38 protein-coding genes and 4 pseudogenes are annotated in these 23,831 nt (G+C 63.5%); 24 read left to right on the top strand and 18 right to left on the bottom strand.

Going from position 1 to position 23,831, the window contains the following annotated elements:
• The 10 genes and pseudogenes from BLU62_RS32640 to BLU62_RS31360 form a co-directional block, all read right to left on the bottom strand.
• A pseudogene (locus BLU62_RS32640) lies at positions 1–607 on the bottom strand (hypothetical protein); the annotation flags it as partial.
• A gap of 88 nt (positions 608–695) precedes the next feature.
• Positions 696–1,460, bottom strand: coding sequence for a PE-PPE domain-containing protein (locus tag BLU62_RS31390; RefSeq protein ID WP_280141579.1), 765 nt, complete (start codon positions 1,458–1,460; stop codon positions 696–698).
• Positions 1,375–1,746, bottom strand: coding sequence for a putative phage holin (locus BLU62_RS31385; RefSeq protein ID WP_074847981.1), 372 nt, complete (start codon positions 1,744–1,746; stop codon positions 1,375–1,377). The genes BLU62_RS31390 and BLU62_RS31385 overlap by 86 nt, the downstream gene beginning before the upstream one ends.
• Entirely contained in the window at positions 1,746–1,940 is a 195-nt protein-coding gene (locus BLU62_RS31380) for a DUF7620 family protein (RefSeq protein ID WP_074847979.1), read from the bottom strand. The genes BLU62_RS31385 and BLU62_RS31380 overlap by 1 nt, the downstream gene beginning before the upstream one ends.
• A complete protein-coding gene (locus tag BLU62_RS31375; protein ID WP_074847977.1) occupies positions 1,940–2,239 on the bottom strand; it encodes a hypothetical protein in 300 nt (99 codons plus the stop codon). The genes BLU62_RS31380 and BLU62_RS31375 overlap by 1 nt, the downstream gene beginning before the upstream one ends.
• The gene (locus BLU62_RS34175; protein ID WP_074854377.1) at positions 2,187–2,636 is read right to left on the bottom strand and encodes a hypothetical protein; all 450 of its coding nucleotides are present in this window, start codon (positions 2,634–2,636) and stop codon (positions 2,187–2,189) included. Before BLU62_RS34175 ends, BLU62_RS31375 begins: the two co-directional genes overlap by 53 nt.
• A 119-nt stretch (positions 2,637–2,755) precedes the next feature.
• Complete coding sequence (locus BLU62_RS35035) at positions 2,756–2,830, bottom strand: hypothetical protein (RefSeq protein ID WP_425284636.1); 75 nt, start codon at positions 2,828–2,830, stop codon at positions 2,756–2,758.
• 92 nt (positions 2,831–2,922) lie between these two features.
• A pseudogene (locus BLU62_RS35030) lies at positions 2,923–3,099 on the bottom strand (LGFP repeat-containing protein); the annotation flags it as partial.
• A 180-nt stretch (positions 3,100–3,279) separates the two neighbouring features.
• Complete coding sequence (locus BLU62_RS31730; protein WP_208863728.1) at positions 3,280–3,759, bottom strand: peptidoglycan recognition protein family protein; 480 nt, start codon at positions 3,757–3,759, stop codon at positions 3,280–3,282.
• Positions 3,760–3,894: 135 nt separating this feature from the next.
• Complete coding sequence (locus BLU62_RS31360) at positions 3,895–5,052, bottom strand: phage gene 29 protein family protein (RefSeq protein WP_074854376.1); 1,158 nt, start codon at positions 5,050–5,052, stop codon at positions 3,895–3,897.
• A gap of 64 nt (positions 5,053–5,116) precedes the next feature.
• Between BLU62_RS31360 and BLU62_RS31355 the strand changes: the two genes are divergently transcribed.
• The 18 genes and pseudogenes from BLU62_RS31355 (at position 5,117) to BLU62_RS31275 (ending at position 14,574) form a co-directional block, all read left to right on the top strand.
• The gene (locus tag BLU62_RS31355) at positions 5,117–5,707 is read left to right on the top strand and encodes a hypothetical protein (RefSeq protein ID WP_074854375.1); all 591 of its coding nucleotides are present in this window, start codon (positions 5,117–5,119) and stop codon (positions 5,705–5,707) included.
• 25 nt (positions 5,708–5,732) lie between these two features.
• Positions 5,733–6,284, top strand: coding sequence for a phage gene 29 protein family protein (locus BLU62_RS31350; protein WP_074854374.1), 552 nt, complete (start codon positions 5,733–5,735; stop codon positions 6,282–6,284).
• Positions 6,285–6,380: 96 nt separating this feature from the next.
• Complete coding sequence (locus BLU62_RS31340) at positions 6,381–7,376, top strand: peptidoglycan recognition protein family protein (RefSeq protein WP_244278463.1); 996 nt, start codon at positions 6,381–6,383, stop codon at positions 7,374–7,376.
• A gap of 27 nt (positions 7,377–7,403) precedes the next feature.
• Positions 7,404–7,805: a hypothetical protein gene (locus tag BLU62_RS31335; RefSeq protein WP_074847976.1), complete on the top strand. Its 402-nt coding sequence runs from the start codon at positions 7,404–7,406 to the stop codon at positions 7,803–7,805.
• Positions 7,802–8,101 (top strand): hypothetical protein, encoded by a 300-nt coding sequence (locus BLU62_RS31330; RefSeq protein ID WP_074847977.1) that lies wholly within the window; start codon positions 7,802–7,804, stop codon positions 8,099–8,101. Before BLU62_RS31335 ends, BLU62_RS31330 begins: the two co-directional genes overlap by 4 nt.
• Positions 8,101–8,295, top strand: a complete 195-nt coding sequence (locus tag BLU62_RS31325) for a DUF7620 family protein (protein WP_074847979.1) — start codon at positions 8,101–8,103, stop codon at positions 8,293–8,295. The genes BLU62_RS31330 and BLU62_RS31325 overlap by 1 nt, the downstream gene beginning before the upstream one ends.
• Positions 8,295–8,666 (top strand): putative phage holin, encoded by a 372-nt coding sequence (locus BLU62_RS31320; RefSeq protein WP_074847981.1) that lies wholly within the window; start codon positions 8,295–8,297, stop codon positions 8,664–8,666. The genes BLU62_RS31325 and BLU62_RS31320 overlap by 1 nt, the downstream gene beginning before the upstream one ends.
• Positions 8,663–9,364 carry a PE-PPE domain-containing protein gene (locus tag BLU62_RS31315; protein WP_074847983.1) on the top strand — a complete coding sequence of 234 codons (702 nt, stop codon included), beginning with the start codon at positions 8,663–8,665 and terminating at the stop codon, positions 9,362–9,364. The genes BLU62_RS31320 and BLU62_RS31315 overlap by 4 nt, the downstream gene beginning before the upstream one ends.
• A gap of 164 nt (positions 9,365–9,528) precedes the next feature.
• Positions 9,529–10,041, top strand: a complete 513-nt coding sequence (locus tag BLU62_RS31310; RefSeq protein WP_074847985.1) for a hypothetical protein — start codon at positions 9,529–9,531, stop codon at positions 10,039–10,041.
• A gap of 34 nt (positions 10,042–10,075) precedes the next feature.
• Positions 10,076–11,167, top strand: a complete 1,092-nt coding sequence (locus BLU62_RS31305; protein ID WP_074847987.1) for an IS630 family transposase — start codon at positions 10,076–10,078, stop codon at positions 11,165–11,167.
• Positions 11,168–11,495: 328 nt separating this feature from the next.
• Entirely contained in the window at positions 11,496–11,867 is a 372-nt protein-coding gene (locus BLU62_RS31300; protein ID WP_425284530.1) for a DUF7572 family protein, read from the top strand.
• Positions 11,864–12,109 (top strand): annotated as a pseudogene (locus BLU62_RS35025) (LtfC-like domain-containing protein); the annotation flags it as partial. The gene BLU62_RS31300 and the pseudogene BLU62_RS35025, both read left to right, overlap by 4 nt.
• A gap of 104 nt (positions 12,110–12,213) precedes the next feature.
• On the top strand, positions 12,214–12,336 hold the full coding sequence (locus tag BLU62_RS34485; protein WP_280141504.1) for a hypothetical protein: 123 nt from the start codon (positions 12,214–12,216) through the stop codon (positions 12,334–12,336).
• Position 12,337: 1 nt separating this feature from the next.
• Positions 12,338–12,682 (top strand): phage tail fiber protein, encoded by a 345-nt coding sequence (locus tag BLU62_RS31295; RefSeq protein ID WP_074847993.1) that lies wholly within the window; start codon positions 12,338–12,340, stop codon positions 12,680–12,682.
• A 204-nt stretch (positions 12,683–12,886) separates the two neighbouring features.
• A complete protein-coding gene (locus BLU62_RS31290; RefSeq protein ID WP_074854371.1) occupies positions 12,887–13,786 on the top strand; it encodes a hypothetical protein in 900 nt (299 codons plus the stop codon).
• Positions 13,783–13,995, top strand: coding sequence for a hypothetical protein (locus tag BLU62_RS31285; RefSeq protein ID WP_074854370.1), 213 nt, complete (start codon positions 13,783–13,785; stop codon positions 13,993–13,995). Before BLU62_RS31290 ends, BLU62_RS31285 begins: the two co-directional genes overlap by 4 nt.
• A gap of 43 nt (positions 13,996–14,038) precedes the next feature.
• The gene (locus BLU62_RS31280; RefSeq protein ID WP_139180098.1) at positions 14,039–14,308 is read left to right on the top strand and encodes a hypothetical protein; all 270 of its coding nucleotides are present in this window, start codon (positions 14,039–14,041) and stop codon (positions 14,306–14,308) included.
• A 26-nt stretch (positions 14,309–14,334) separates the two neighbouring features.
• Positions 14,335–14,574, top strand: coding sequence for a hypothetical protein (locus tag BLU62_RS31275; RefSeq protein ID WP_074854368.1), 240 nt, complete (start codon positions 14,335–14,337; stop codon positions 14,572–14,574).
• Between the two features lie 470 nt (positions 14,575–15,044).
• Here the strand turns inward: BLU62_RS31275 and BLU62_RS31270 are convergent, their stop codons facing one another.
• The 8 genes and pseudogenes from BLU62_RS31270 to BLU62_RS31240 form a co-directional block, all read right to left on the bottom strand.
• Complete coding sequence (locus tag BLU62_RS31270; protein ID WP_139180097.1) at positions 15,045–15,458, bottom strand: hypothetical protein; 414 nt, start codon at positions 15,456–15,458, stop codon at positions 15,045–15,047.
• Positions 15,459–15,502: 44 nt separating this feature from the next.
• Positions 15,503–15,934, bottom strand: coding sequence for a hypothetical protein (locus BLU62_RS31265; protein ID WP_139180096.1), 432 nt, complete (start codon positions 15,932–15,934; stop codon positions 15,503–15,505).
• Entirely contained in the window at positions 15,931–16,611 is a 681-nt protein-coding gene (locus tag BLU62_RS31260) for a hypothetical protein (RefSeq protein ID WP_139180095.1), read from the bottom strand. Before BLU62_RS31260 ends, BLU62_RS31265 begins: the two co-directional genes overlap by 4 nt.
• Before the next feature lie 204 nt (positions 16,612–16,815).
• Positions 16,816–17,160 (bottom strand): phage tail fiber protein, encoded by a 345-nt coding sequence (locus tag BLU62_RS31255; protein WP_074847993.1) that lies wholly within the window; start codon positions 17,158–17,160, stop codon positions 16,816–16,818.
• Between the two features lies 1 nt (position 17,161).
• Complete coding sequence (locus BLU62_RS34480) at positions 17,162–17,284, bottom strand: hypothetical protein (RefSeq protein WP_280141504.1); 123 nt, start codon at positions 17,282–17,284, stop codon at positions 17,162–17,164.
• Positions 17,277–17,636 carry an LtfC-like domain-containing protein gene (locus BLU62_RS31250; RefSeq protein WP_074847991.1) on the bottom strand — a complete coding sequence of 120 codons (360 nt, stop codon included), beginning with the start codon at positions 17,634–17,636 and terminating at the stop codon, positions 17,277–17,279. The genes BLU62_RS34480 and BLU62_RS31250 overlap by 8 nt, the downstream gene beginning before the upstream one ends.
• Positions 17,633–17,998, bottom strand: a complete 366-nt coding sequence (locus BLU62_RS31245; RefSeq protein ID WP_425284523.1) for a DUF7572 family protein — start codon at positions 17,996–17,998, stop codon at positions 17,633–17,635. The genes BLU62_RS31250 and BLU62_RS31245 overlap by 4 nt, the downstream gene beginning before the upstream one ends.
• 334 nt (positions 17,999–18,332) lie before the next feature.
• Positions 18,333–19,423, bottom strand: a pseudogene (locus BLU62_RS31240) (IS630 family transposase).
• Positions 19,424–19,873: 450 nt separating this feature from the next.
• Here BLU62_RS31240 and BLU62_RS31235 point away from each other — a divergent pair.
• The 6 genes from BLU62_RS31235 to BLU62_RS31215 all read left to right on the top strand — a co-directional run bounded on the left by BLU62_RS31235 (position 19,874) and on the right by BLU62_RS31215 (position 23,796).
• A complete protein-coding gene (locus tag BLU62_RS31235) occupies positions 19,874–20,965 on the top strand; it encodes an IS630 family transposase (protein WP_074847987.1) in 1,092 nt (363 codons plus the stop codon).
• A gap of 328 nt (positions 20,966–21,293) precedes the next feature.
• Positions 21,294–21,665, top strand: a complete 372-nt coding sequence (locus BLU62_RS31230; protein WP_425284530.1) for a DUF7572 family protein — start codon at positions 21,294–21,296, stop codon at positions 21,663–21,665.
• Positions 21,662–22,021, top strand: coding sequence for an LtfC-like domain-containing protein (locus BLU62_RS31225; RefSeq protein ID WP_074847991.1), 360 nt, complete (start codon positions 21,662–21,664; stop codon positions 22,019–22,021). The genes BLU62_RS31230 and BLU62_RS31225 overlap by 4 nt, the downstream gene beginning before the upstream one ends.
• Entirely contained in the window at positions 22,014–22,136 is a 123-nt protein-coding gene (locus BLU62_RS34475; protein ID WP_280141504.1) for a hypothetical protein, read from the top strand. Before BLU62_RS31225 ends, BLU62_RS34475 begins: the two co-directional genes overlap by 8 nt.
• Before the next feature lies 1 nt (position 22,137).
• Positions 22,138–22,482, top strand: a complete 345-nt coding sequence (locus BLU62_RS31220) for a phage tail fiber protein (RefSeq protein ID WP_074847993.1) — start codon at positions 22,138–22,140, stop codon at positions 22,480–22,482.
• Positions 22,483–22,686: 204 nt separating this feature from the next.
• Entirely contained in the window at positions 22,687–23,796 is a 1,110-nt protein-coding gene (locus BLU62_RS31215; protein WP_074847995.1) for a hypothetical protein, read from the top strand.
• Positions 23,797–23,831: the final 35 nt, after the last annotated feature.

The following is a 23,831-nucleotide window of genomic DNA, read 5'->3' as shown; positions in this document are numbered from 1 at the left end:
AATGACTCAGGACACTAGACCACCACCGCCGCCGTTCCCCGGCAGGGATGTGTGGGTGAATAGCCGAACGATGTCGAGATCCCACCCTGCCCTGGGGTCGTGGTGATATGGTGCCGAAACTGGACGGATTGCCATTCGTGCCAACGACGTAAGGCGTACTCGAATCCACTGATTCGGGGTCGAGTTGCTGGAAAATGTATCCACCGCCGAGGCCGCCAGCTGCGCGGGTGGTGGTACTGGAGGTGCCGTCCGAACCGTTCTTCCCACATCCGATGAGACCCACGATCAGTTCGGTGATGTTTTCAGGTTTCGTCCACGTACCCGACGTGACCTTGGTTTCCACGTTGTAGCCGTTGAGGACGGCGTCAGCGATGGCCTGGATCGTGTACTGAACCTCTTGCGGATCACCAACCGAACCGCCACCAAACCAGCCATTGAAAATGCCGTTGATGATCGACGCAATGTTCGCCGTCGCCGCATGAGCCAACAACCGGATCACATCAACCGGCTCACCCATATGCTTAAACTTCGGATTGAACTGGTTGTACGCGTAGTCATCCAGAACGCCTGATCCGCATTCGCGAACTGCGACAGGCTGACGTGGCACCGTTCGGGCGGTTCGCGGGCAGGAAGTATTTGCCCGGTACACCAGCACCGGGCTGATCTGGAGCTGTAATGGCTAACTCACCCTTCGATCATGCGGCCAACCGCTTAGCGTGGCCACCACCGTCGTAGTCCGTGGAATGCGCAGTGCCGAGATAGTTGCGGATGTCCTCCCCCGCACGCGCGAAATCGGGCCAGCGGAACGGATTCCACCACGGCTGCGCCACCGCCAGACGTTCAGCGGTCTTGAACGCCCAGGCGCGGGCGGCCTCGGGTGTGCGCACCGACATCCACCCGGTTAGGTCGGCGACCGTGCGCAGCGGTGAACCTAGCGGCAGGTCGGCGATCGGATCACCCGGCGCCCACTCGGTGAACCGAGGCCGCGGGACGTGCAGCGCCCCGGCGATCCCGGACCGGCCGTGATGCACCGGCGTGTGCGGGTCGCCCAGCGTCGCGACGGCGAGCACCTGATGGCGAGGCCGCCGAGGCAGGATGTCGCGCGCGTACTTCACTGCGACCGCCGCGCCCGCACTGTAGCCGCCGACGACCACGAGTTCGCGGGATTCGGTGACAGCTCGATCCAACGCTGCCGCGCCGATCGCTTTCGACTCCTCATACGACAGGTCGCCCATGCCGGTCGCCGGGCCGAAGTCGCCGGGTACGGCACATACGTGAACTTCACCTTGCGGGGGTCGAGCGCGCGGCGCAGCGCCTCCGACGCGGGGGAGCCGCCGCGGGGTGCCCAAGTTCCGTCGACCCAGAGAAGTTCGATCATGACCGTCCTGCCCACCATGCTCGGATCTCGTCGCGCCACACTTGCCATGGCCGGCGGAAGTCGCCTGCCGCCCAACGGTCACGGCGGGTCTTGTACTGCAACACCAGCAGCATCACCAGGAGCGCGAGCATCATCACGGCGCCACCCGAGTACAGGATGAATCGAATCCACGCCCGCCCCGGATAGTCAGTACCCGCCCACACTGACGCCGAGATCTGGAGAAAGACCAGCGACATCAGGGTCGACTTGCCTAGGTAGATGAGTGACACCCGCTCCTTCCACCAGTACTGCCATGCGGCGTAGCAGATGGTGTAGACGGTGGCCAGCACGGCGAGCACCACAAGTGCCCAGTCGGCTATCAGCTCCACTAGTTCAGCCTTCCGAAGATCAGCTCGGCCCAGTGGTTGCGTTCCAACTGGTCACGAAGCTCCCGCTGTACCGGCCGCGCCCGTTCGGCGAGCCGTGCGCTTTCGGACCGGGCTTCTTCGGCCGATCGCGCGTTTCGCTTCGAGCGCGCATCAACTTCGTGCGCGCTCGCCCCCTTGGTCTTGAATCCCCACATCAGTTGGACTCCAAGCTCTCTCGCAGTGCCTTCGACTGGCTCGCGATGAGCTGGCCGGCGACATTCCACTCGGCCATCGTCTGCGCGTTGCGCGCGTTGGTCTCGAGGAGGTCGGCGATGGTCTTGGCGTCGCGCTCGGCCGCGGTCTTGTAGATCGAGATCTCCGATCCCCATACGATCCAGCCACGGGCGAAGGCGATACCGAGCACGAGCGCCATGCCGACGACGACCCCCACCACGCCGATGTCACTCAGCGCGGCGGGGTTCATCCAAGCGCTGGCGCTCGAGGTCACGGTCATCGGCCGAGGTTGACTTCGCGCTCGACGCCGTCAGCGGAAGCTCAATACCTGCCAACACCTTCGGTGTGACCTGCGGGCGGGTGAACAGGAATCCGAGAGCAATCGTGGAGACCGCGAGGATGGCGCCCTGTTGCTGCTCGCTGAGGTTCAAGCCGAACGCAACGACCAGCGGCACCGCGGTCTGAACGACCGCGACGAGCGCCGGGTACACGCTCTCCTTCACCGAGATCACCACGAGCAGACCGAGCACCGCGTTGACCGCGGCCATGAACACGCCCTGAGTCTCGGTGGGGATGTTGAACCCGAACGTGGTCAGCAGAACCAGGATGGCTGAGACGAGGGAGGTCCAGGCGGCGGGCTCGCGGCCGAGGACAAGACGAGGGGTGGGTACAGACATGACGAGAACTCCTTCTGTGGGTGCGGCTCAGGCCGCGATGAGGTCGACTGCTTCGACGGCCAGCGGGATGCCGGCCGCGTTGACGAGAGTGAGATCCTTCGCGGCGTCGCCGATCTTCTTCACCGCGCCTGAGGGTCCCACTCGAGGACGCCGTGCTCGAACGCCTGACGCTTGCCGCCCGTGCCGTTCGAGATCTCGTCCGACGTCGGCCAGCCGAGCGGGCCTTCTCGTAGCCCTCGAGCGCCCAGCGCTGGCCGATGACGCCCTTCACGACGTGGTGGTCCTTGCCGTCCTTGCGGTAGAGCACGCCACCCTGGAACGCCATGACTGCGCCGTCGGCGAGCTTGGTGAAGTCGCGCACCGGGAAGCCGAGTTCGCCGGTCTCCCACTTGCGCTCGGCGTACGCCTCGAACAGGCCGCCGTGCGGGATGGCGTGCGCGCCGGTCGCCGGGTGAAAGTAGATGTGCGCGTTCTCGTACTCGACGAACCGGCCCTTACCGTCGCGGCCGACCTTGCGCTCACCCCGGCGCCGGGCTTCGCCTTACGGACGCCGACCCACGGATTCTCCTTGCCTCGAGCTCGATCATGTTCATGACCACGAGCGGCTTATCCGGTGCCTGGAGGAGCCGCTGACGGAACAGCTTCATGTCGAGGTTCCCGGGGTCCCACTTGCCTGGATCGCGCCGTACTCCTTGTGCGCGACGACCTTGTTCCACGGGTTGCCGAGGCGCTTGTTGATGGCCCGGACGACCTTCAGGTATGCGCCGTACTGGGCCTCCGACCATGCCGCGGTGCCGTTGTGTGCGGCCTCGATGCCGATCGTCACGGCGTTGCCGTTGTTCGCGGGGATGCCCGGCCACGAGCCGGTGCCCGCGTGCCATGCGACGCCGACGCCGCACAGCGTGACAACACCGTTCGGCGCGAGGTGGAGTTGCGACGCGAGCCCGAGAGACGAGTGCTGCGCGATACCCCGCGGCGTCTCGCCGAACGAGCCGGTGTGGTGCATGAACGGACCCCAGATAGTGCCGAAGTCGCCGTGCCCGCGTTCGAACGCGCCGGGATAGATGTCAACCTTCAGGCCCTCGGCGCGCAGCACGTCGGGAAGCCAAACGGGATCAGCCATAATTGCCTCCTGTGGGCATGGGTGAATCCCCACACCCGAACGGGTGCAGGGTGAAAAGTTCTGTTGGGTTAGAGAGCTTCGGGGTTGATGCCGGCGTGCGGGAACCGTCGAACGTTCCATCCGCCTTGCGGCGCTTCACCTCCGCGGCGAACGCCACAGCCTCTGCCTGCACCACCCGCTCCTGCGTATTCGCCTGGCGGCCTTCATCTCCTCCACCTTCGCCAGATAGTTCTGATGCTCCTCATCAGCCAGCCGGGCGATCCGCTGCTCATACGTTTCATCCGGCTCATGCGAGTCGTAACACCACTTCCCCGCAGCCTTCGACGCCTCCAAGCTGTCCCCCGGTTCATAGTGCTTGATCGAATCCGCCACCAGCCGGACACCGCACTCCACCAGATGGCGGGCAACATCCACCCAATAGTCGGGTCCCATCACCAGCGGGGCACCCACCACACCAGGCAGGCCGATAAACAACACCGACACCGCCTGCGCTTCGGCTTCACGTTCCTCATCGGACATGTCAGCCACTGCTTGAAAGACACTGTGCCCCCTCTCCGGGGGCCAAGCCCTACCGGGAATGTCTAGTACGTAACGGGTCTTTCCGTAATCCCAGATCCGCGGGATCTTGTTCTCCGCCGCGGCCTGCTGCTCGGTCCACGACTCGTCCCACAACAGGTTTGGGTCGTTGCGGAACCGCTTCAGGCGGAACAGGAACTTGTGCACCCGTTCGCCACGGAAGTAGTAGGTGTAATCCGGTCGCAGCTCGCCATCTTTGATGAAACCGCACTGCTCGTACAGGCCTCCGTCAGAGACGGCGTGGTCGGCGAATGTCACCACCCGTTGTGGTTGCATCGCAGCGACAGCGTGCTTCAGCAGCCGCGAATGCCCACCCCGCACGATCACCGAGGTGGCGAACCGCACCAACTCCACCTCAGTCTTGGTGCGCCACTTCATGCACATCACCGCGACCAACTCGCCACCATCGCGCAAACCGAACGCTTCACTCATTGCGGTCGCACCCTGAATGTGGTTGGCCTCGAGGAAGTCGCGGACCTCCACCCGATCTACCGCGGTCACGGTGAGACTGCGCGCATTCAGCCGGCGTTCCTGAGACACGCCCAGCTTGCGGGCGATCATGCGTTGGCAGATGTCCCGGCGGTCACGCCAGTCGTCTTCCCACACAGTCATCTGGATGCCCTTGTCGGCGCACAAGAATGCGTACAGGCCCTCGACCGCGATGGACGCGAGTTCGAGAACGAACCGTCGAACATAAGGATTTTGCAATAATATCATGATCCGCCGGTTTGGTCTCGCTCGGTTCGCGGAGTGACCGTTGGCAACATTGGTGACTGCTGGCGTGACCGCCGGACATCTGCCGCATGATCGCCGCAAGCTGGGCGTGTCTCAGGAACGCCGGCTGAATGCGCGCAGTCTCACCGTGACCGCGGTAGATCGGGTGGAGGTCCGCGACTTCCTCGAGGCCAACCACATTCAGGGTGCGACCGCAATGAGTGAAGCGTTCGGTTTGCGCGATGGTGGCGAGTTGGTCGCGGTGATGTGCATGAAGTGGCGCACCAAGACTGAGGTGGAGTTGGTGCGGTTCGCCACCTCGGTGATCGTGCGGGGTGGGCATTCGCGGCTGCTGAAGCACGCTGTCGCTGCGATGCAACCACAACGGGTGGTGACATTCGCCGACCACGCCGTCTCTGACGGAGGCCTGTACGAGCAGTGCGGTTTCATCAAAGATGGCGAGCTGCGACCGGATTACACCTACTACTTCCGTGGCGAACGGGTGCACAAGTTCCTGTTCCGCCTGAAGCGGTTCCGCAACGACCCAAACCTGTTGTGGGACGAGTCGTGGACCGAGCAGCAGGCCGCGGCGGAGAACAAGATCCCGCGGATCTGGGATTACGGAAAGACCCGTTACGTACTAGACATTCCCGGGTAGGGCTTGGCCCCCGGAGAGGGGCACAGTGTCTTTCAAGCAGTGGGCTGACATGTCCGATGAGGAACGTGAAGCCGAAGCGCAGGCGGTGTCGGTGTTGTTTATCGGCCTGCCTGGTGTGGTGGGTGCCCCGCTGGTGATGGGACCCGACTATTGGGTGGATGTTGCCCGCCATCTGGTGGAGTGCGGTGTCCGGCTGGTGGCGGATTCGATCAAGCACTATGAACCGGGGGACAGCTTGGAGGCGTCGAAGGCTGCGGGGAAGTGGTGTTACGACTCGCATGAGCCGGATGAAACGTATGAGCAGCGGATCGCCCGGCTGGCTGATGAGGAGCATCAGAACTATCTGGCGAAGGTGGAGGAGATGAAGGCCCGCCAGGCGAATACGCAGGAGCGGGTGGTGCAGGCAGAGGCTGTGGCGTTCGCCGCGGAGGTGAAGCGCCGCAAGGCGGATGGAACGTTCGACGGTTCCCCGCACGCCGGCATCAACCCGAAGCTCTCTAACCCAACAGAACTTTTCACCCTGCACCCGTTCGGGTGTGGGGATTCACCCATGCCCACAGGAGGCAATTATGGCTGATCCCGTTTGGCTTCCCGACGTGCTGCGCGCCGAGGGCCTGAAGGTTGACATCTATCCCGGCGCGTTCGAACGCGGGCACGGCGACTTCGGCACTATCTGGGGTCCGTTCATGCACCACACCGGCTCGTTCGGCGAGACGCCGCGGGGTATCGCGCAGCACTCGTCTCTCGGGCTCGCGTCGCAACTCCACCTCGCGCCGAACGGTGTTGTCACGCTGTGCGGCGTCGGCGTCGCATGGCACGCGGGCACCGGCTCGTGGCCGGGCATCCCGCGAACAACGGCAACGCCGTGACGATCGGCATCGAGGCCGCACACAACGGCACCGCGGCATGGTCGGAGGCCCAGTACGGCGCATACCTGAAGGTCGTCCGGGCCATCAACAAGCGCCTCGGCAACCCGTGGAACAAGGTCGTCGCGCACAAGGAGTACGGCGCGATCCAGGGCAAGTGGGACCCCGGGAACCTCGACATGAAGCTGTTCCGTCAGCGGCTCCTCCAGGCACCGGATAAGCCGCTCGTGGTCATGAACATGATCGAGCTCGAGGCCAAGGAGAATCCGTGGGTCGGCGTCCGTAAGGCGAAGCCCGGCGCCGGGGGTGAGCGCAAGGTCGGCCGCGACGGTAAGGGCCGGTTCGTCGAGTACGAGAACGCGCACATCTACTTTCACCCGGCGACCGGCGCGCACGCCATCCCGCACGGCGGCCTGTTCGAGGCGTACGCCGAGCGCAAGTGGGAGACCGGCGAACTCGGCTTCCCGGTGCGCGACTTCACCAAGCTCGCCGACGGCGCAGTCATGGCGTTCCAGGGTGGCGTGCTCTACCGCAAGGACGGCAAGGACCACCACGTCGTGAAGGGCGTCATCGGCCAGCGCTGGGCGCTCGAGGGCTACGAGAAGGGCCCGCTCGGCTGGCCGACGTCGGACGAGATCTCGAACGGCACGGGCGGCAAGCGTCAGGCGTTCGAGCACGGCGTCCTCGAGTGGGACCCCTCAGGCGCGGTGAAGAAGATCGGCGACGCCGCGAAGGATCTCACTCTCGTCAACGCGGCCGGCATCCCGCTGGCCGTCGAAGCAGTCGACCTCATCGCGGCCTGAGCCGCACCCACAGAAGGAGTTCTCGTCATGTCTGTACCCACCCCTCGTCTTGTCCTCGGCCGCGAGCCCGCCGCCTGGACCTCCCTCGTCTCAGCCATCCTGGTTCTGCTGACCACGTTCGGGTTCAACATCCCCACCGAGACTCAGGGCGTGTTCATGGCCGCGGTCAACGCGGTGCTCGGTCTGCTCGTGGTGATCTCGGTGAAGGAGAGCGTGTACCCGGCGCTCGTCGCGGTCGTTCAGACCGCGGTGCCGCTGGTCGTTGCGTTCGGCTTGAACCTCAGCGAGCAGCAACAGGGCGCCATCCTCGCGGTCTCCACGATTGCTCTCGGATTCCTGTTCACCCGCCCGCAGGTCACACCGAAGGTGTTGGCAGGTATTGAGCTTCCCGCTGACGGCGTCGAGCGCGAAGTCAACCTCGGCCGATGACCGTGACCTCGAGCGCCAGCGCTTGGATGAACCCCGCCGCGCTGAGTGACATCGGCGTGGTGGGGGTCGTCGTCGGCATGGCGCTCGTGCTCGGTATCGCCTTCGCCCGTGGCTGGATCGTATGGGGATCGGAGATCTCGATCTACAAGACCGCGGCCGAGCGCGACGCCAAGACCATCGCCGACCTCCTCGAGACCAACGCGCGCAACGCGCAGACGATGGCCGAGTGGAATGTCGCCGGCCAGCTCATCGCGAGCCAGTCGAAGGCACTGCGAGAGAGCTTGGAGTCCAACTGATGTGGGGATTCAAGACCAAGGGGGCGAGCGCGCACGAAGTTGATGCGCGCTCGAAGCGAAACGCGCGATCGGCCGAAGAAGCCCGGTCCGAAAGCGCACGGCTCGCCGAACGGGCGCGGCCGGTACAGCGGGAGCTTCGTGACCAGTTGGAACGCAACCACTGGGCCGAGCTGATCTTCGGAAGGCTGAACTAGTGGAGCTGATAGCCGACTGGGCACTTGTGGTGCTCGCCGTGCTGGCCACCGTCTACACCATCTGCTACGCCGCATGGCAGTACTGGTGGAAGGAGCGGGTGTCACTCATCTACCTAGGCAAGTCGACCCTGATGTCGCTGGTCTTTCTCCAGATCTCGGCGTCAGTGTGGGCGGGTACTGACTATCCGGGGCGGGCGTGGATTCGATTCATCCTGTACTCGGGTGGCGCCGTGATGATGCTCGCGCTCCTGGTGATGCTGCTGGTGTTGCAGTACAAGACCCGCCGTGACCGTTGGGCGGCAGGCGACTTCCGCCGGCCATGGCAAGTGTGGCGCGACGAGATCCGAGCATGGTGGGCAGGACGGTCATGATCGAACTTCTCTGGGTCGACGGAACTTGGGCACCCCGCGGCGGCTCCCCCGCGTCGGAGGCGCTGCGCCGCGCGCTCGACCCCCGCAAGGTGAAGTTCACGTATGTGCCGTACCCGGCCGACTTCGGCCCGGCGACCGGCATGGGCGACCTGTCGTATGAGGAGTCGAAAGCGATCGGCGCGGCAGCGTTGGATCGAGCTGTCACCGAATCCCGCGAACTCGTGGTCGTCGGCGGCTACAGTGCGGGCGCGGCGGTCGCAGTGAAGTACGCGCGCGACATCCTGCCTCGGCGGCCTCGCCATCAGGTGCTCGCCGTCGCGACGCTGGGCGACCCGCACACGCCGGTGCATCACGGCCGGTCCGGGATCGCCGGGGCGCTGCACGTCCCGCGGCCTCGGTTCACCGAGTGGGCGCCGGGTGATCCGATCGCCGACCTGCCGCTAGGTTCACCGCTGCGCACGGTCGCCGACCTAACCGGGTGGATGTCGGTGCGCACACCCGAGGCCGCCCGCGCCTGGGCGTTCAAGACCGCTGAACGTCTGGCGGTGGCGCAGCCGTGGTGGAATCCGTTCCGCTGGCCCGATTTCGCGCGTGCGGGGGAGGACATCCGCAACTATCTCGGCACTGCGCATTCCACGGACTACGACGGTGGTGGCCACGCTAAGCGGTTGGCCCGCATGATCGAAGGGGTGAGTTAGCCATTACAGCTCCAGATCAGCCCGGTGCTGGTGTACCGGGCAAATACTTCCTGCCCGCGAACCGCCCGAACGGTGCCACGTCAGGCCTGTCGCAGTTCGCGAATGCGGATCAGGCGTTCTGGGATGACTACGCGTACAACCAGTTCAATCCGAAGTTTAAGCATATGGGTGAGCCGGTTGATGTGATCCGGTTGTTGGCTCATGCGGCGACGGCGAACATTGCGTCGATCATCAACGGCATTTTCAATGGCTGGTTTGGTGGCGGTTCGGTTGGTGATCCGCAAGAGGTTCAGTACACGATCCAGGCCATCGCTGACGCCGTCCTCAACGGCTACAACGTGGAAACCAAGGTCACGTCGGGTACGTGGACGAAACCTGAAAACATCACCGAACTGATCGTGGGTCTCATCGGATGTGGGAAGAACGGTTCGGACGGCACCTCCAGTACCACCACCCGCGCAGCTGGCGGCCTCGGCGGTGGATACATTTTCCAGCAACTCGACCCCGAATCAGTGGATTCGAGTACGCCTTACGTCGTTGGCACGAATGGCAATCCGTCCAGTTTCGGCACCCATATCACCACGACCCCAGGGCAGGGTGGGATCTCGACATCGTTCGGCTATTCACCCACCACATCCCTGCCGGGGAACGGCGGCGGTGGTGGTCTAGTGTCCTGAGTCATTAATTGTCATTCGGTTGATAGACTGGGGAATGGCAACCCGGGGTCCGCGAGCAGTGGATATTGTTCTGACCGATGACGAGCGCCGTGAGCTCGAAGGGTGGGCGCGTCGGCGAACGACGGCCTCGGGTTTGGCGATGCGATCACGAATCGTTCTCGCTGCCGCAGATGGCGGGTCGAATACCGAAGTGGCACAACGACTCGGCCTCAACCGAGGTACCGTGCGGCGATGGCGAGGCCGGTTCGTCGAGCACCGCTGCGAGGGGTTGCTCGACGAACCCCGGCCCGGGCGACCTCGAACCGTCGGCGACGAGCAGATCAAAGACCTGATCACCGCAACTCTCGAGACCACTCCGAAGAATGCGACACACTGGTCGACTCGGTCGATGGCTGAGCATCTCGACATGTCGCAGTCAACTGTTTCGCGTGTATGGAGAGCGTTCGGATTGGCTCCACACAAACAGGATTCGTGGAAGCTGTCGAAAGATCCCATGTTCACCGAAAAGGTCCGCGACGTCGTCGGGCTCTACATGAACCCACCCGAACGTGCCCTGGTGCTCTGCGTTGACGAGAAGACCCAGATCCAAGCGCTCGATCGCACCCAGCCGATCTTTCCCATGCTCCCGGGCACCCCGCAACGGGCCAGCCACGACTACGTGCGCAACGGCACCTCCAGCCTGTACGCGGCGTTGGACATCGCGTCGGGCAAAGTCATCGGTTCGCTTCACTCACGGCATCGCGCAACGGAATTCATCGGATTCCTCCGCAAGATCGACGCCGAGGTACCCGACGAGCTCGACGTCCACCTGGTCATGGACAATGCCTCCACCCACAAGACACCCGCGGTCAAGCGATGGCTGACCGCGCACCCGCGGTTTGTTGTCCACTTCACCCCCACCAGCTCATCCTGGATGAACCTCGTCGAACGCTGGTTCGCCGAACTGACCACCAAGAAACTCCAACGCTCCACCCACCGCACCGTACGAGCACTCAATGCCGACATCAGAGCGTGGATCGAGACCTGGAACGACAACCCCCGCCCCTACGTGTGGGTCAAGACCGCTGACCAGATCCTCGACTCCATCGCCCACTACTGCACACGAATTAATGACTCAGGACACTAGCAGACTCCGGCACGAATGGTTTGGCGGGCGGGTCAACGCCTCTCGGCGCTGGTGGGACTGCGGGGGCAGGTGCGCCTAGCGGTAACGGTGGACCCGGTGGTGCAGGCGCGAACGTGTCGCCGGCAACTCAAACGAAGTGTGGCGGCGCCGGTGGTGGTGGCGGTGGTGGTGGTGGCCGTGTCAGCTTCCTCAACTACAGCGGCGGAGCTGGCGGCCCGGGCGGCTATCCCGGCGGTGGTGGTGGCGGTGGTGGTGGTTCGAACGGCGGTACCGGCTCATTCGGCGCTGGCGGTATCGGCGCTACCGGTGTGATCTGGATCTTCTGGAGATGAGTATGAAACCAGCAACCCTTGTGGCTGAAGCTCTTCCGCATATGCCGCCGATCACGAACCTGTACTCCACGGAGGATGGGTTCCTGTTGGTGTTGGTGGTGGAAGTGCCTGACATGACTTCGATTCTCACCAGCATGGGAATGCAGGTTCCCGTCTCGCGGTCGCATCTGAAACCGGATGTGTCGGTGTTCCTGTCGGATGAGCGTGGCCAGGTCATCGACTACGACGGTGACCCCGCCAACGGTTTGACCCCGATCCTGTCGACTGACTCGAAGTCGTTCGCGATGACCATCAACCCCGACCTCGCCACCCACGCTGATGCTTTGGCGGCACTCGGATATGAACTCACAGAACAGGAGACACCATGACCACCGTCACCCTCGGATGGGAGGGAACGAAAGCGGAAATCCCCCTCTACCAGAACAGTGACCTGGTTTTCTCCCTCGACCCCATCGACGCCACCTCCGGCAACATCACATCGTGGCCGGTCGGTGCAGCATCGACCCTCTACTTTTTCGAAGGCGACCCCGTCCGGAACGCCACCACCCCCATCATCTCCATCCCCGGCGTGGTGGAACCACCCTCCATCGACTATGTGGTGCAACAGGAAACGCTGGCCCCATCATCGGGCGGGCCACCCACTTCCTGCTCACGGTGTCGATGCCCGAAACCCCACCCAGGAATATCCCCTCTACTACGGGAAAGCAGTCCGCCGTGTCTGAGTGGACCGACGACAACGGCACCCGACATTGGATCGACGATCACGGGCGGGAACACGTCGACCTCACCGCCGAACAAACCCTCCACCTCGACATCAACTACAACCTAGGAGAATGACATGGCACTCGCCACCAACGCGATGAAAACCGCCCTGCTCAATGCGTATGCAGCGCAGGGAACGTGGATTTCCCTGCACACCGCCGACCCCGGCAGCACCGGCGCATCCGAGGTGTCGGGCGGTACCCCCGCGTATGCCCGCCAGCAGACGACCTGGGGGACTCCGGCGTCGGGTTCCATGACCGGGTCGAAGGTGTCGATCAACGTGCCCGCCACCACCGTCGTCGCGGCCGGCGTGTACTCGGCGCAAACCTCCGGCACCTATTTGGACAAACTGTCCATCCCCTCCACCACAGTCAGTGCGAACGCCACCATCGACGTCACCCCCACGATCACCATCACGTAGATGATCGTTCTGGCAGGCAGGGTGGTGACGGCAGTCCCCAACCGTCCCTACCTGTTTACGGCGGTACCGGTTCCGCGGGTGGGTGTGGTGCTACCTGCTGCACCCCACACGCGGGTGGTGGTACCGGAAGCCCGGCACACTGGGGTGAGGTTGCCGACGGCCCCGCACTATCGGACCCGCCGGCCCCGCACCAAAGAACGGTTGATGTCCGGCAACACCATCACCGTCACCGCTGCGGGTGTGGTGTACGCCCGACTCTGCGTGGACTATGCGGAGCAATCCGTCCAGGTGGGGCAGTCCGGGAAACTCGGTGTCGGCATAGCCGGTACCGGTTCGGGTGTGGTGGCTGGTGTGGGTGTGGTGCGTGCCCGTTACACCCTGACCGCAACCAACACCATCACCACCGACACCAGCAGCGATGGCCGCGCCCGCTACACACTCGACGCTACACAAGCGACCACTGTCACCCCTGCAGCGTCGACGGCAACTCTCTACACCCTGACCGCCACACAAGACATCACCATCACCCAACCTGTCGTCACCCGCCCACGCATTGAGCTGGATGCAGCACAAGACATGGTGGTGGCGCCGACAGCATCGTCAGTGCCATCGGTGGGATCGGTGAATGCGGATGCCTCCCAAACGTTCGAGGTGACGTCTGTGGCGGTGGTGAGGGTACGACACACCATCTCCGCCACCCAAACCACCACCGTGGGGCAGGCCACCGAACTGGGTGGCCTACGCGTACCGTTAGCCGCTTCTCAAACGGTGGCTGCCGACCAAACCGGTACGGCGCGGGCACGCTACACGCTGGCGGCACTGCAAACCATTAATGTCGCCGACACCGCAGACCTGCGCCCCCAGCTCGCCGCCGCCAACACTGTGACTGTCACTGGCACAGCCACATCCCGACCCCGCCACACCCTGACCGGCACCAACAGTGCTGCAACATCGAGTGCCGCGACCGCCACCCTCGTCACGTTCACCCGTCAACGCATGCAGAACGGGTCAGTATCGAACTCGTTCCTCCCGTATGTGCAGGTGACCGGGTTCACCTCTGACCCACCTATCCGGCGACGGTCACCAACAATGCGCTCGTCGTGAAGGGCGCCGGGAACGTCACCCTCACCTGGTCGGCGACTGGTAACGGCAACATCAAAATCCAACGCAACGGTGTCGACGTCGGCAGCGTCGGACTCACCGGCACAGTGTCGTTGACCGTCGCCGCAGGCGACCAACTCACCATGTGGCATGCCTCGAATGGCGGACCTCAGTCAGTGTCTGGCTGCTGGATCAACATCACCCCCGCATAAGGCGCCCGTCTGCGGTACCCCCCTCCTGTTCGAAAGGAAGTTCATGTCCGGACGTTTGACTGGTGTGTATCAGCTCCCCGATGGGGGGTTCCCGCCGCGGGATTCGAAACTGTGGATTCGGGTGCCGGTGGACCGCAACAACGCTGGGGTGACCGTGTACTCGGCGCCCACCGTCATCCCCATCAACCCGCCCACGCACCCGTCCGCCCCTGGTTTCTACGACTCGGGGTTGCTCCCTGAGGGTCCGTACCAGGTGCAGAAGGCGATCTTCGGGCGAAGGATTACCGGTCGAAGTGGTATTCGGTTGTCCTGACAGAAGGTTCGCACACGCTGCAGGAGTTGATCGAGGACTACGACCCCGACGCCTACACCCCAGCCGTGGTGAACGCTGTCGCCACCCTGCGGGACGAGACCCGCACGGCCCGTGATGAGGCAGCCCAAATCCTGGAGGACGTGACGGCAGGTGCGGTACCGGATTCGGCGGTGGCATCGAAGATCACCGCCGAGGGGTCTGCCTCCCGTGCCGCGGTCGATGCCCGTGTCGCAGCAGGCACACAGGCTTCCTCACACAAGAGGTAGCTGAGGAACTTATGCTCGCGCGTGGGGGCGTGTTCTTCGTCGGCGAGCACGTCTCGTGGTGACTGGGCGGGGGTGATGCAACTCGGGAGTGGCACTAATACACCGCGCGTTGACTGATCTCATCGCTGCCGTGCCTGACGGTTCGACGATCGTCTTCGATGCGACCAGGAGTCGACGTGTACCGTCGACTCGGCACGGTGACGACGTCGACCGTCAGCACGGCGCGTGGATAGTCAACGCGGCGGTTCATAGTGCCACTCCCCGAGTGCACCCCCGCCCAGCACCCACGAGACCGTGCTCGCCGACGAAGAACACGCCCCCCACGCGCGGAGCATAAGTTTCCTCAGCTACCTCTTGTGTGAGGAAGCCTGTGGTGCCTGCTGCGACACGGGCATCGACCGCGGCACGGGAGGCAGACCCCTCGGCGGTGATCTTCGATGCCACCGCCGAATCCGGTACCGCACCTGCCGTCACGTCCTCCAGGATTTGGGCTGCCTCATCACGGGCCGTGCGGGTCTCGTCCGCAGGGTGGCGACAGCGTTCACCACGGCTGGGGTGTAGGCGTCGGGGTCGTAGTCCTCGATCAACTCCTGCAGCGTGTGCGAACCTTCTGTCAGGACAACCGAATACCACTTCGACCGGTAATCCTTCGCCCCGAAGATCGCCTTCTGCACCTGGTACGGACCCTCAGGGAGCAACCCCGAGTCGTAGAAACCAGGGGCGGACGGGTGCGTGGGCGGGTTGATGGGGATGACGGTGGGCGCCGAGTACACGGTCACCCCAGCGTTGTTGCGGTCCACCGGCACCCGAATCCACAGTTTCGAATCCCGCGGCGGGAACCCCCCATCGGGGAGCTGATACACACCAGTCAAACGTCCGGACATGAACTTCCTTTCGAACAGGAGGGGGGGTACCGCAGACGGGCGCCTTATGCGGGGGTGATGTTGATCCAGCAGCCAGACACTGACTGAGGTCCGCCATTCGAGGCATGCCACATGGTGAGTTGGTCGCCTGCGGCGACGGTCAACGACACTGTGCCGGTGAGTCCGACGCTGCCGACGTCGACACCGTTGCGTTGGATTTTGATGTTGCCGTTACCAGTCGCCGACCAGGTGAGGGTGACGTTCCCGGCGCCCTTCACGACGAGCGCATTGTTGGTGACCGTCGCCGGATAGGTGGGGTCAGAGGTGAACCCGGTCACCTGCACATACGGGAGGAACGAGTTCGATACTGACCCGTTCTGCATGCGTTGACGGGTGAACGTGACGAGGGTGGCGGTCGCGGCACTCGATGTTGCAGCACTGTTGGTGCCGGTCAGGGTGTGGCGGGGTCGGGATGTGGCTGTGCCAGTGACAGTCACAGTGTTGGCGGCGGCGAGCTGGGGCGCAGGTCTGCGGTGTCGGCGACATTAATGGTTTGCAGTGCCGCCAGCGTGTAGCGTGCCCGCGCCGTACCGGTTTGGTCGGCAGCCACCGTTTGAGAAGCGGCTAACGGTACGCGTAGGCCACCCAGTTCGGTGGCCTGCCCCACGGTGGTGGTTTGGGTGGCGGAGATGGTGTGTCGTACCCTCACCACCGCCACAGACGTCACCTCGAACGTTTGGGAGGCATCCGCATTCACCGATCCCACCGATGGCACTGACGATGCTGTCGGCGCCACCACCATGTCTTGTGCTGCATCCAGCTCAATGCGTGGGCGGGTGACGACAGGTTGGGTGATGGTGATGTCTTGTGTGGCGGTCAGGGTGTAGAGAGTTGCCGTCGACGCTGCAGGGGTGACAGTGGTCGCTTGTGTAGCGTCGAGTGTGTAGCGGGCGCGGCCATCGCTGCTGGTGTCGGTGGTGATGGTGTTGGTTGCGGTCAGGGTGTAACGGGCACGCACCACACCCACACCAGCCACCACACCCGAACCGGTACCGGCTATGCCGACACCGAGTTTCCCGGACTGCCCCACCTGGACGGATTGCTCCGCATAGTCCACGCAGAGTCGGGCGTACACCACACCCGCAGCGGTGACGGTGATGGTGTTGCCGGACATCAACCGTTCTTTGGTGCGGGGCCGGCGGGTCCGATAGTGCGGGGCCGTCGGCAACCTCACCCCAGTGTGCCGGGCTTCCGGTACCACCACCCGCGTGTGGGGTGCAGCAGGTAGCACCACACCCACCCGCGGAACCGGTACCGCCGTAAACAGGTAGGGACGGTTGGGGACTGCCGTCACCACCCTGCCTGCCAGAACGATCATCTACGTGATGGTGATCGTGGGGGTGACGTCGATGGTGGCGTTCGCACTGACTGTGGTGGAGGGGATGGACAGTTTGTCCAAATAGGTGCCGGAGGTTTGCGCCGAGTACACGCCGGCCGCGACGACGGTGGTGGCGGGCACGTTGATCGACACCTTCGACCCGGTCATGGAACCCGACGCCGGAGTCCCCCAGGTCGTCTGCTGGCGGGCATACGCGGGGGTACCGCCCGACACCTCGGATGCGCCGGTGCTGCCGGGGTCGGCGGTGTGCAGGGAAATCCACGTTCCCTGCGCTGCATACGCATTGAGCAGGGCGGTTTTCATCGCGTTGGTGGCGAGTGCCATGTCATTCTCCTAGGTTGTAGTTGATGTCGAGGTGGAGGGTTTGTTCGGCGGTGAGGTCGACGTGTTCCCGCCCGTGATCGTCGATCCAATGTCGGGTGCCGTTGTCGTCGGTCCACTCAGACACGGCGGACTGCTTTCCCGTAGTAGAGGGGATATTCCTGGGTGGGGGTTTCGGGCATCGACACCGTGAGCAGGAAGTGGGTGGCCCGCCCGATGATGGGGGCCAGCGTTTCCTGTTGCACCACATAGTCGATGGAGGGTGGTTCCACCACGCCGGGGATGGAGATGATGGGGGTGGTGGCGTTCCGGACGGGGTCGCCTTCGAAAAAGTAGAGGGTCGATGCTGCACCGACCGGCCACGATGTGATGTTGCCGGAGGTGGCGTCGATGGGGTCGAGGGAGAAAACCAGGTCACTGTTCTGGTAGAGGGGGATTTCCGCTTTCGTTCCCTCCCATCCGAGGGTGACGGTGGTCATGGTGTCTCCTGTTCTGTGAGTTCATATCCGAGTGCCGCCAAAGCATCAGCGTGGGTGGCGAGGTCGGGGTTGATGGTCATCGCGAACGACTTCGAGTCAGTCGACAGGATCGGGGTCAAACCGTTGGCGGGGTCACCGTCGTAGTCGATGACCTGGCCACGCTCATCCGACAGGAACACCGACACATCCGGTTTCAGATGCGACCGCGAGACGGGAACCTGCATTCCCATGCTGGTGAGAATCGAAGTCATGTCAGGCACTTCCACCACCAACACCAACAGGAACCCATCCTCCGTGGAGTACAGGTTCGTGATCGGCGGCATATGCGGAAGAGCTTCAGCCACAAGGGTTGCTGGTTTCATACTCATCTCCAGAAGATCCAGATCACACCGGTAGCGCCGATACCGCCAGCGCCGAATGAGCCGGTACCGCCGTTCGAACCACCACCACCGCCACCACCACCGCCGGGATAGCCGCCCGGGCCGCCAGCTCCGCCGCTGTAGTTGAGGAAGCTGACACGGCCACCACCACCACCGCCACCACCACCGGCGCCGCCACACTTCGTTTGAGTTGCCGGCGACACGTTCGCGCCTGCACCACCGGGTCCACCGTTACCGCTAGGCGCACCTGCCCCCGCAGTCCCACCAGCGCCGAGAGGCGTTGACCCGCCCGCCAAACCATTCGTGCCGGAGTCTGCTAGTGTCCTGAGTCATTAATTCGTGTGCAGTAGTGGGCGATGGAGTCGAGGATCTGGTCAGCGGTCTTGACCCACACGTAGGGGCGGGGGTTGTCGTTCCAGGTCTCGATCCACGCTCTGATGTCGGCATTGAGTGCTCGTACGGTGCGGTGGGTGGAGCGTTGGAGTTTCTTGGTGGTCAGTTCGGCGAACCAGCGTTCGACGAGGTTCATCCAGGATGAGCTGGTGGGGGTGAAGTGGACAACAAACCGCGGGTGCGCGGTCAGCCATCGCTTGACCGCGGGTGTCTTGTGGGTGGAGGCATTGTCCATGACCAGGTGGACGTCGAGCTCGTCGGGTACCTCGGCGTCGATCTTGCGGAGGAATCCGATGAATTCCGTTGCGCGATGCCGTGAGTGAAGCGAACCGATGACTTTGCCCGACGCGATGTCCAACGCCGCGTACAGGCTGGAGGTGCCGTTGCGCACGTAGTCGTGGCTGGCCCGTTGCGGGGTGCCCGGGAGCATGGGAAAGATCGGCTGGGTGCGATCGAGCGCTTGGATCTGGGTCTTCTCGTCAACGCAGAGCACCAGGGCACGTTCGGGTGGGTTCATGTAGAGCCCGACGACGTCGCGGACCTTTTCGGTGAACATGGGATCTTTCGACAGCTTCCACGAATCCTGTTTGTGTGGAGCCAATCCGAACGCTCTCCATACACGCGAAACAGTTGACTGCGACATGTCGAGATGCTCAGCCATCGACCGAGTCGACCAGTGTGTCGCATTCTTCGGAGTGGTCTCGAGAGTTGCGGTGATCAGGTCTTTGATCTGCTCGTCGCCGACGGTTCGAGGTCGCCCGGGCCGGGGTTCGTCGAGCAACCCCTCGCAGCGGTGCTCGACGAACCGGCCTCGCCATCGCCGCACGGTACCTCGGTTGAGGCCGAGTCGTTGTGCCACTTCGGTATTCGACCCGCCATCTGCGGCAGCGAGAACGATTCGTGATCGCATCGCCAAACCCGAGGCCGTCGTTCGCCGACGCGCCACCCTTCGAGCTCACGGCGCTCGTCATCGGTCAGAACAATATCCACTGCTCGCGGACCCCGGGTTGCCATTCCCCAGTCTATCAACCGAATGACAATTAATGACTCAGGACACTAGACCACCACCGCCGCCGTTCCCCGGCAGGGATGTGGTGGGTGAATAGCCGAACGATGTCGAGATCCCACCCTGCCCTGGGGTCGTGGTGATATGGGTGCCGAAACTGGACGGATTGCCATTCGTGCCAACGACGTAAGGCGTACTCGAATCCACTGATTCGGGGTCGAGTTGCTGGAAAATGTATCACCGCGACCGTTGGGAAACCTGATAGCAACTCGTCCGAGTACGCCTTACGTCGTTGGCACGAATGGCAATCCGTCCAGTTTCGGCACCCATATCACCACGACCCCAGGGCAGGGTGGGATCTCGACATCGTTCGGCTATTCACTCCCTGCCGGGGAACGGCGGCGGTGGTGGTCTAGTGTCCTGAGTCATTAATTGTCATTCGGTTGATAGACTGGGGAATGGCAACCCGGGGTCCGCGAGCAGTGGATATTGTTCTGACCGATGACGAGCGCCGTGAGCTCGAAGGGTGGGCGCGTCGGCGAACGACGGCCTCGGGTTTGGCGATGCGATCACGAATCGTTCTCGCTGCCGCAGATGGCGGGTCGAATACCGAAGTGGCACAACGACTCGGCCTCAACCGAGGTACCGTGCGGCGATGGCGAGGCCGGTTCGTCGAGCACCGCTGCGAGGGGTTGCTCGACGAACCCCGGCCCGGGCGACCTCGAACCGTCGGCGACGAGCAGATCAAAGACCTGATCACCGCAACTCTCGAGACCACTCCGAAGAATGCGACACACTGGTCGACTCGGTCGATGGCTGAGCATCTCGACATGTCGCAGTCAACTGTTTCGCGTGTATGGAGAGCGTTCGGATTGGCTCCACACAAACAGGATTCGTGGAAGCTGTCGAAAGATCCCATGTTCACCGAAAAGGTCCGCGACGTCGTCGGGCTCTACATGAACCCACCCGAACGTGCCCTGGTGCTCTGCGTTGACGAGAAGACCCAGATCCAAGCGCTCGATCGCACCCAGCCGATCTTTCCCATGCTCCCGGGCACCCCGCAACGGGCCAGCCACGACTACGTGCGCAACGGCACCTCCAGCCTGTACGCGGCGTTGGACATCGCGTCGGGCAAAGTCATCGGTTCGCTTCACTCACGGCATCGCGCAACGGAATTCATCGGATTCCTCCGCAAGATCGACGCCGAGGTACCCGACGAGCTCGACGTCCACCTGGTCATGGACAATGCCTCCACCCACAAGACACCCGCGGTCAAGCGATGGCTGACCGCGCACCCGCGGTTTGTTGTCCACTTCACCCCCACCAGCTCATCCTGGATGAACCTCGTCGAACGCTGGTTCGCCGAACTGACCACCAAGAAACTCCAACGCTCCACCCACCGCACCGTACGAGCACTCAATGCCGACATCAGAGCGTGGATCGAGACCTGGAACGACAACCCCCGCCCCTACGTGTGGGTCAAGACCGCTGACCAGATCCTCGACTCCATCGCCCACTACTGCACACGAATTAATGACTCAGGACACTAGCAGACTCCGGCACGAATGGTTTGGCGGGCGGGTCAACGCCTCTCGGCGCTGGTGGGACTGCGGGGGCAGGTGCGCCTAGCGGTAACGGTGGACCCGGTGGTGCAGGCGCGAACGTGTCGCCGGCAACTCAAACGAAGTGTGGCGGCGCCGGTGGTGGTGGCGGTGGTGGTGGTGGCCGTGTCAGCTTCCTCAACTACAGCGGCGGAGCTGGCGGCCCGGGCGGCTATCCCGGCGGTGGTGGTGGCGGTGGTGGTGGTTCGAACGGCGGTACCGGCTCATTCGGCGCTGGCGGTATCGGCGCTACCGGTGTGATCTGGATCTTCTGGAGATGAGTATGAAACCAGCAACCCTTGTGGCTGAAGCTCTTCCGCATATGCCGCCGATCACGAACCTGTACTCCACGGAGGATGGGTTCCTGTTGGTGTTGGTGGTGGAAGTGCCTGACATGACTTCGATTCTCACCAGCATGGGAATGCAGGTTCCCGTCTCGCGGTCGCATCTGAAACCGGATGTGTCGGTGTTCCTGTCGGATGAGCGTGGCCAGGTCATCGACTACGACGGTGACCCCGCCAACGGTTTGACCCCGATCCTGTCGACTGACTCGAAGTCGTTCGCGATGACCATCAACCCCGACCTCGCCACCCACGCTGATGCTTTGGCGGCACTCGGATATGAACTCACAGAACAGGAGACACCATGACCACCGTCACCCTCGGATGGGAGGGAACGAAAGCGGAAATCCCCCTCTACCAGAACAGTGACCTGGTTTTCTCCCTCGACCCCATCGACGCCACCTCCGGCAACATCACATCGTGGCCGGTCGGTGCAGCATCGACCCTCTACTTTTTCGAAGGCGACCCCGTCCGGAACGCCACCACCCCCATCATCTCCATCCCCGGCGTGGTGGAACCACCCTCCATCGACTATGTGGTGCAACAGGAAACGCTGGCCCCCATCATCGGGCGGGCCACCCACTTCCTGCTCACGGTGTCGATGCCCGAAACCCCCACCCAGGAATATCCCCTCTACTACGGGAAAGCAGTCCGCCGTGTCTGAGTGGACCGACGACAACGGCACCCGACATTGGATCGACGATCACGGGCGGGAACACGTCGACCTCACCGCCGAACAAACCCTCCACCTCGACATCAACTACAACCTAGGAGAATGACATGGCACTCGCCACCAACGCGATGAAAACCGCCCTGCTCAATGCGTATGCAGCGCAGGGAACGTGGATTTCCCTGCACACCGCCGACCCCGGCAGCACCGGCGCATCCGAGGTGTCGGGCGGTACCCCCGCGTATGCCCGCCAGCAGACGACCTGGGGGACTCCGGCGTCGGGTTCCATGACCGGGTCGAAGGTGTCGATCAACGTGCCCGCCACCACCGTCGTCGCGGCCGGCGTGTACTCGGCGCAAACCTCCGGCACCTATTTGGACAAACTGTCCATCCCCTCCACCACAGTCAGTGCGAACGCCACCATCGACGTCACCCCCACGATCACCATCACGTAGATGATCGTTCTGGCAGGCAGGGTGGTGACGGCAGTCCCCAACCGTCCCTACCTGTTTACGGCGGTACCGGTTCCGCGGGTGGGTGTGGTGCTACCTGCTGCACCCCACACGCGGGTGGTGGTACCGGAAGCCCGGCACACTGGGGTGAGGTTGCCGACGGCCCCGCACTATCGGACCCGCCGGCCCCGCACCAAAGAACGGTTGATGTCCGGCAACACCATCACCGTCACCGCTGCGGGTGTGGTGTACGCCCGACTCTGCGTGGACTATGCGGAGCAATCCGTCCAGGTGGGGCAGTCCGGGAAACTCGGTGTCGGCATAGCCGGTACCGGTTCGGGTGTGGTGGCTGGTGTGGGTGTGGTGCGTGCCCGTTACACCCTGACCGCAACCAACACCATCACCACCGACACCAGCAGCGATGGCCGCGCCCGCTACACACTCGACGCTACACAAGCGACCACTGTCACCCCTGCAGCGTCGACGGCAACTCTCTACACCCTGACCGCCACACAAGACATCACCATCACCCAACCTGTCGTCACCCGCCCACGCATTGAGCTGGATGCAGCACAAGACATGGTGGTGGCGCCGACAGCATCGTCAGTGCCATCGGTGGGATCGGTGAATGCGGATGCCTCCCAAACGTTCGAGGTGACGTCTGTGGCGGTGGTGAGGGTACGACACACCATCTCCGCCACCCAAACCACCACCGTGGGGCAGGCCACCGAACTGGGTGGCCTACGCGTACCGTTAGCCGCTTCTCAAACGGTGGCTGCCGACCAAACCGGTACGGCGCGGGCACGCTACACGCTGGCGGCACTGCAAACCATTAATGTCGCCGACACCGCAGACCTGCGCCCCCAGCTCGCCGCCGCCAACACTGTGACTGTCACTGGCACAGCCACATCCCGACCCCGCCACACCCTGACCGGCACCAACAGTGCTGCAACATCGAGTGCCGCGACCGCCACCCTCGTCACGTTCACCCGTCAACGCATGCAGAACGGGTCAGTATCGAACTCGTTCCTCCCGTATGTGCAGGTGACCGGGTTCACCTCTGACCCCACCTATCCGGCGACGGTCACCAACAATGCGCTCGTCGTGAAGGGCGCCGGGAACGTCACCCTCACCTGGTCGGCGACTGGTAACGGCAACATCAAAATCCAACGCAACGGTGTCGACGTCGGCAGCGTCGGACTCACCGGCACAGTGTCGTTGACCGTCGCCGCAGGCGACCAACTCACCATGTGGCATGCCTCGAATGGCGGACCTCAGTCAGTGTCTGGCTGCTGGATCAACATCACCCCCGCATAAGGCGCCCGTCTGCGGTACCCCCCCTCCTGTTCGAA

Source organism: Gordonia westfalica, assembly GCF_900105725.1.
GTDB lineage: Bacteria > Actinomycetota > Actinomycetes > Mycobacteriales > Mycobacteriaceae > Gordonia > Gordonia westfalica.
This window is presented reverse-complemented; position numbering and strand designations above follow the sequence as displayed.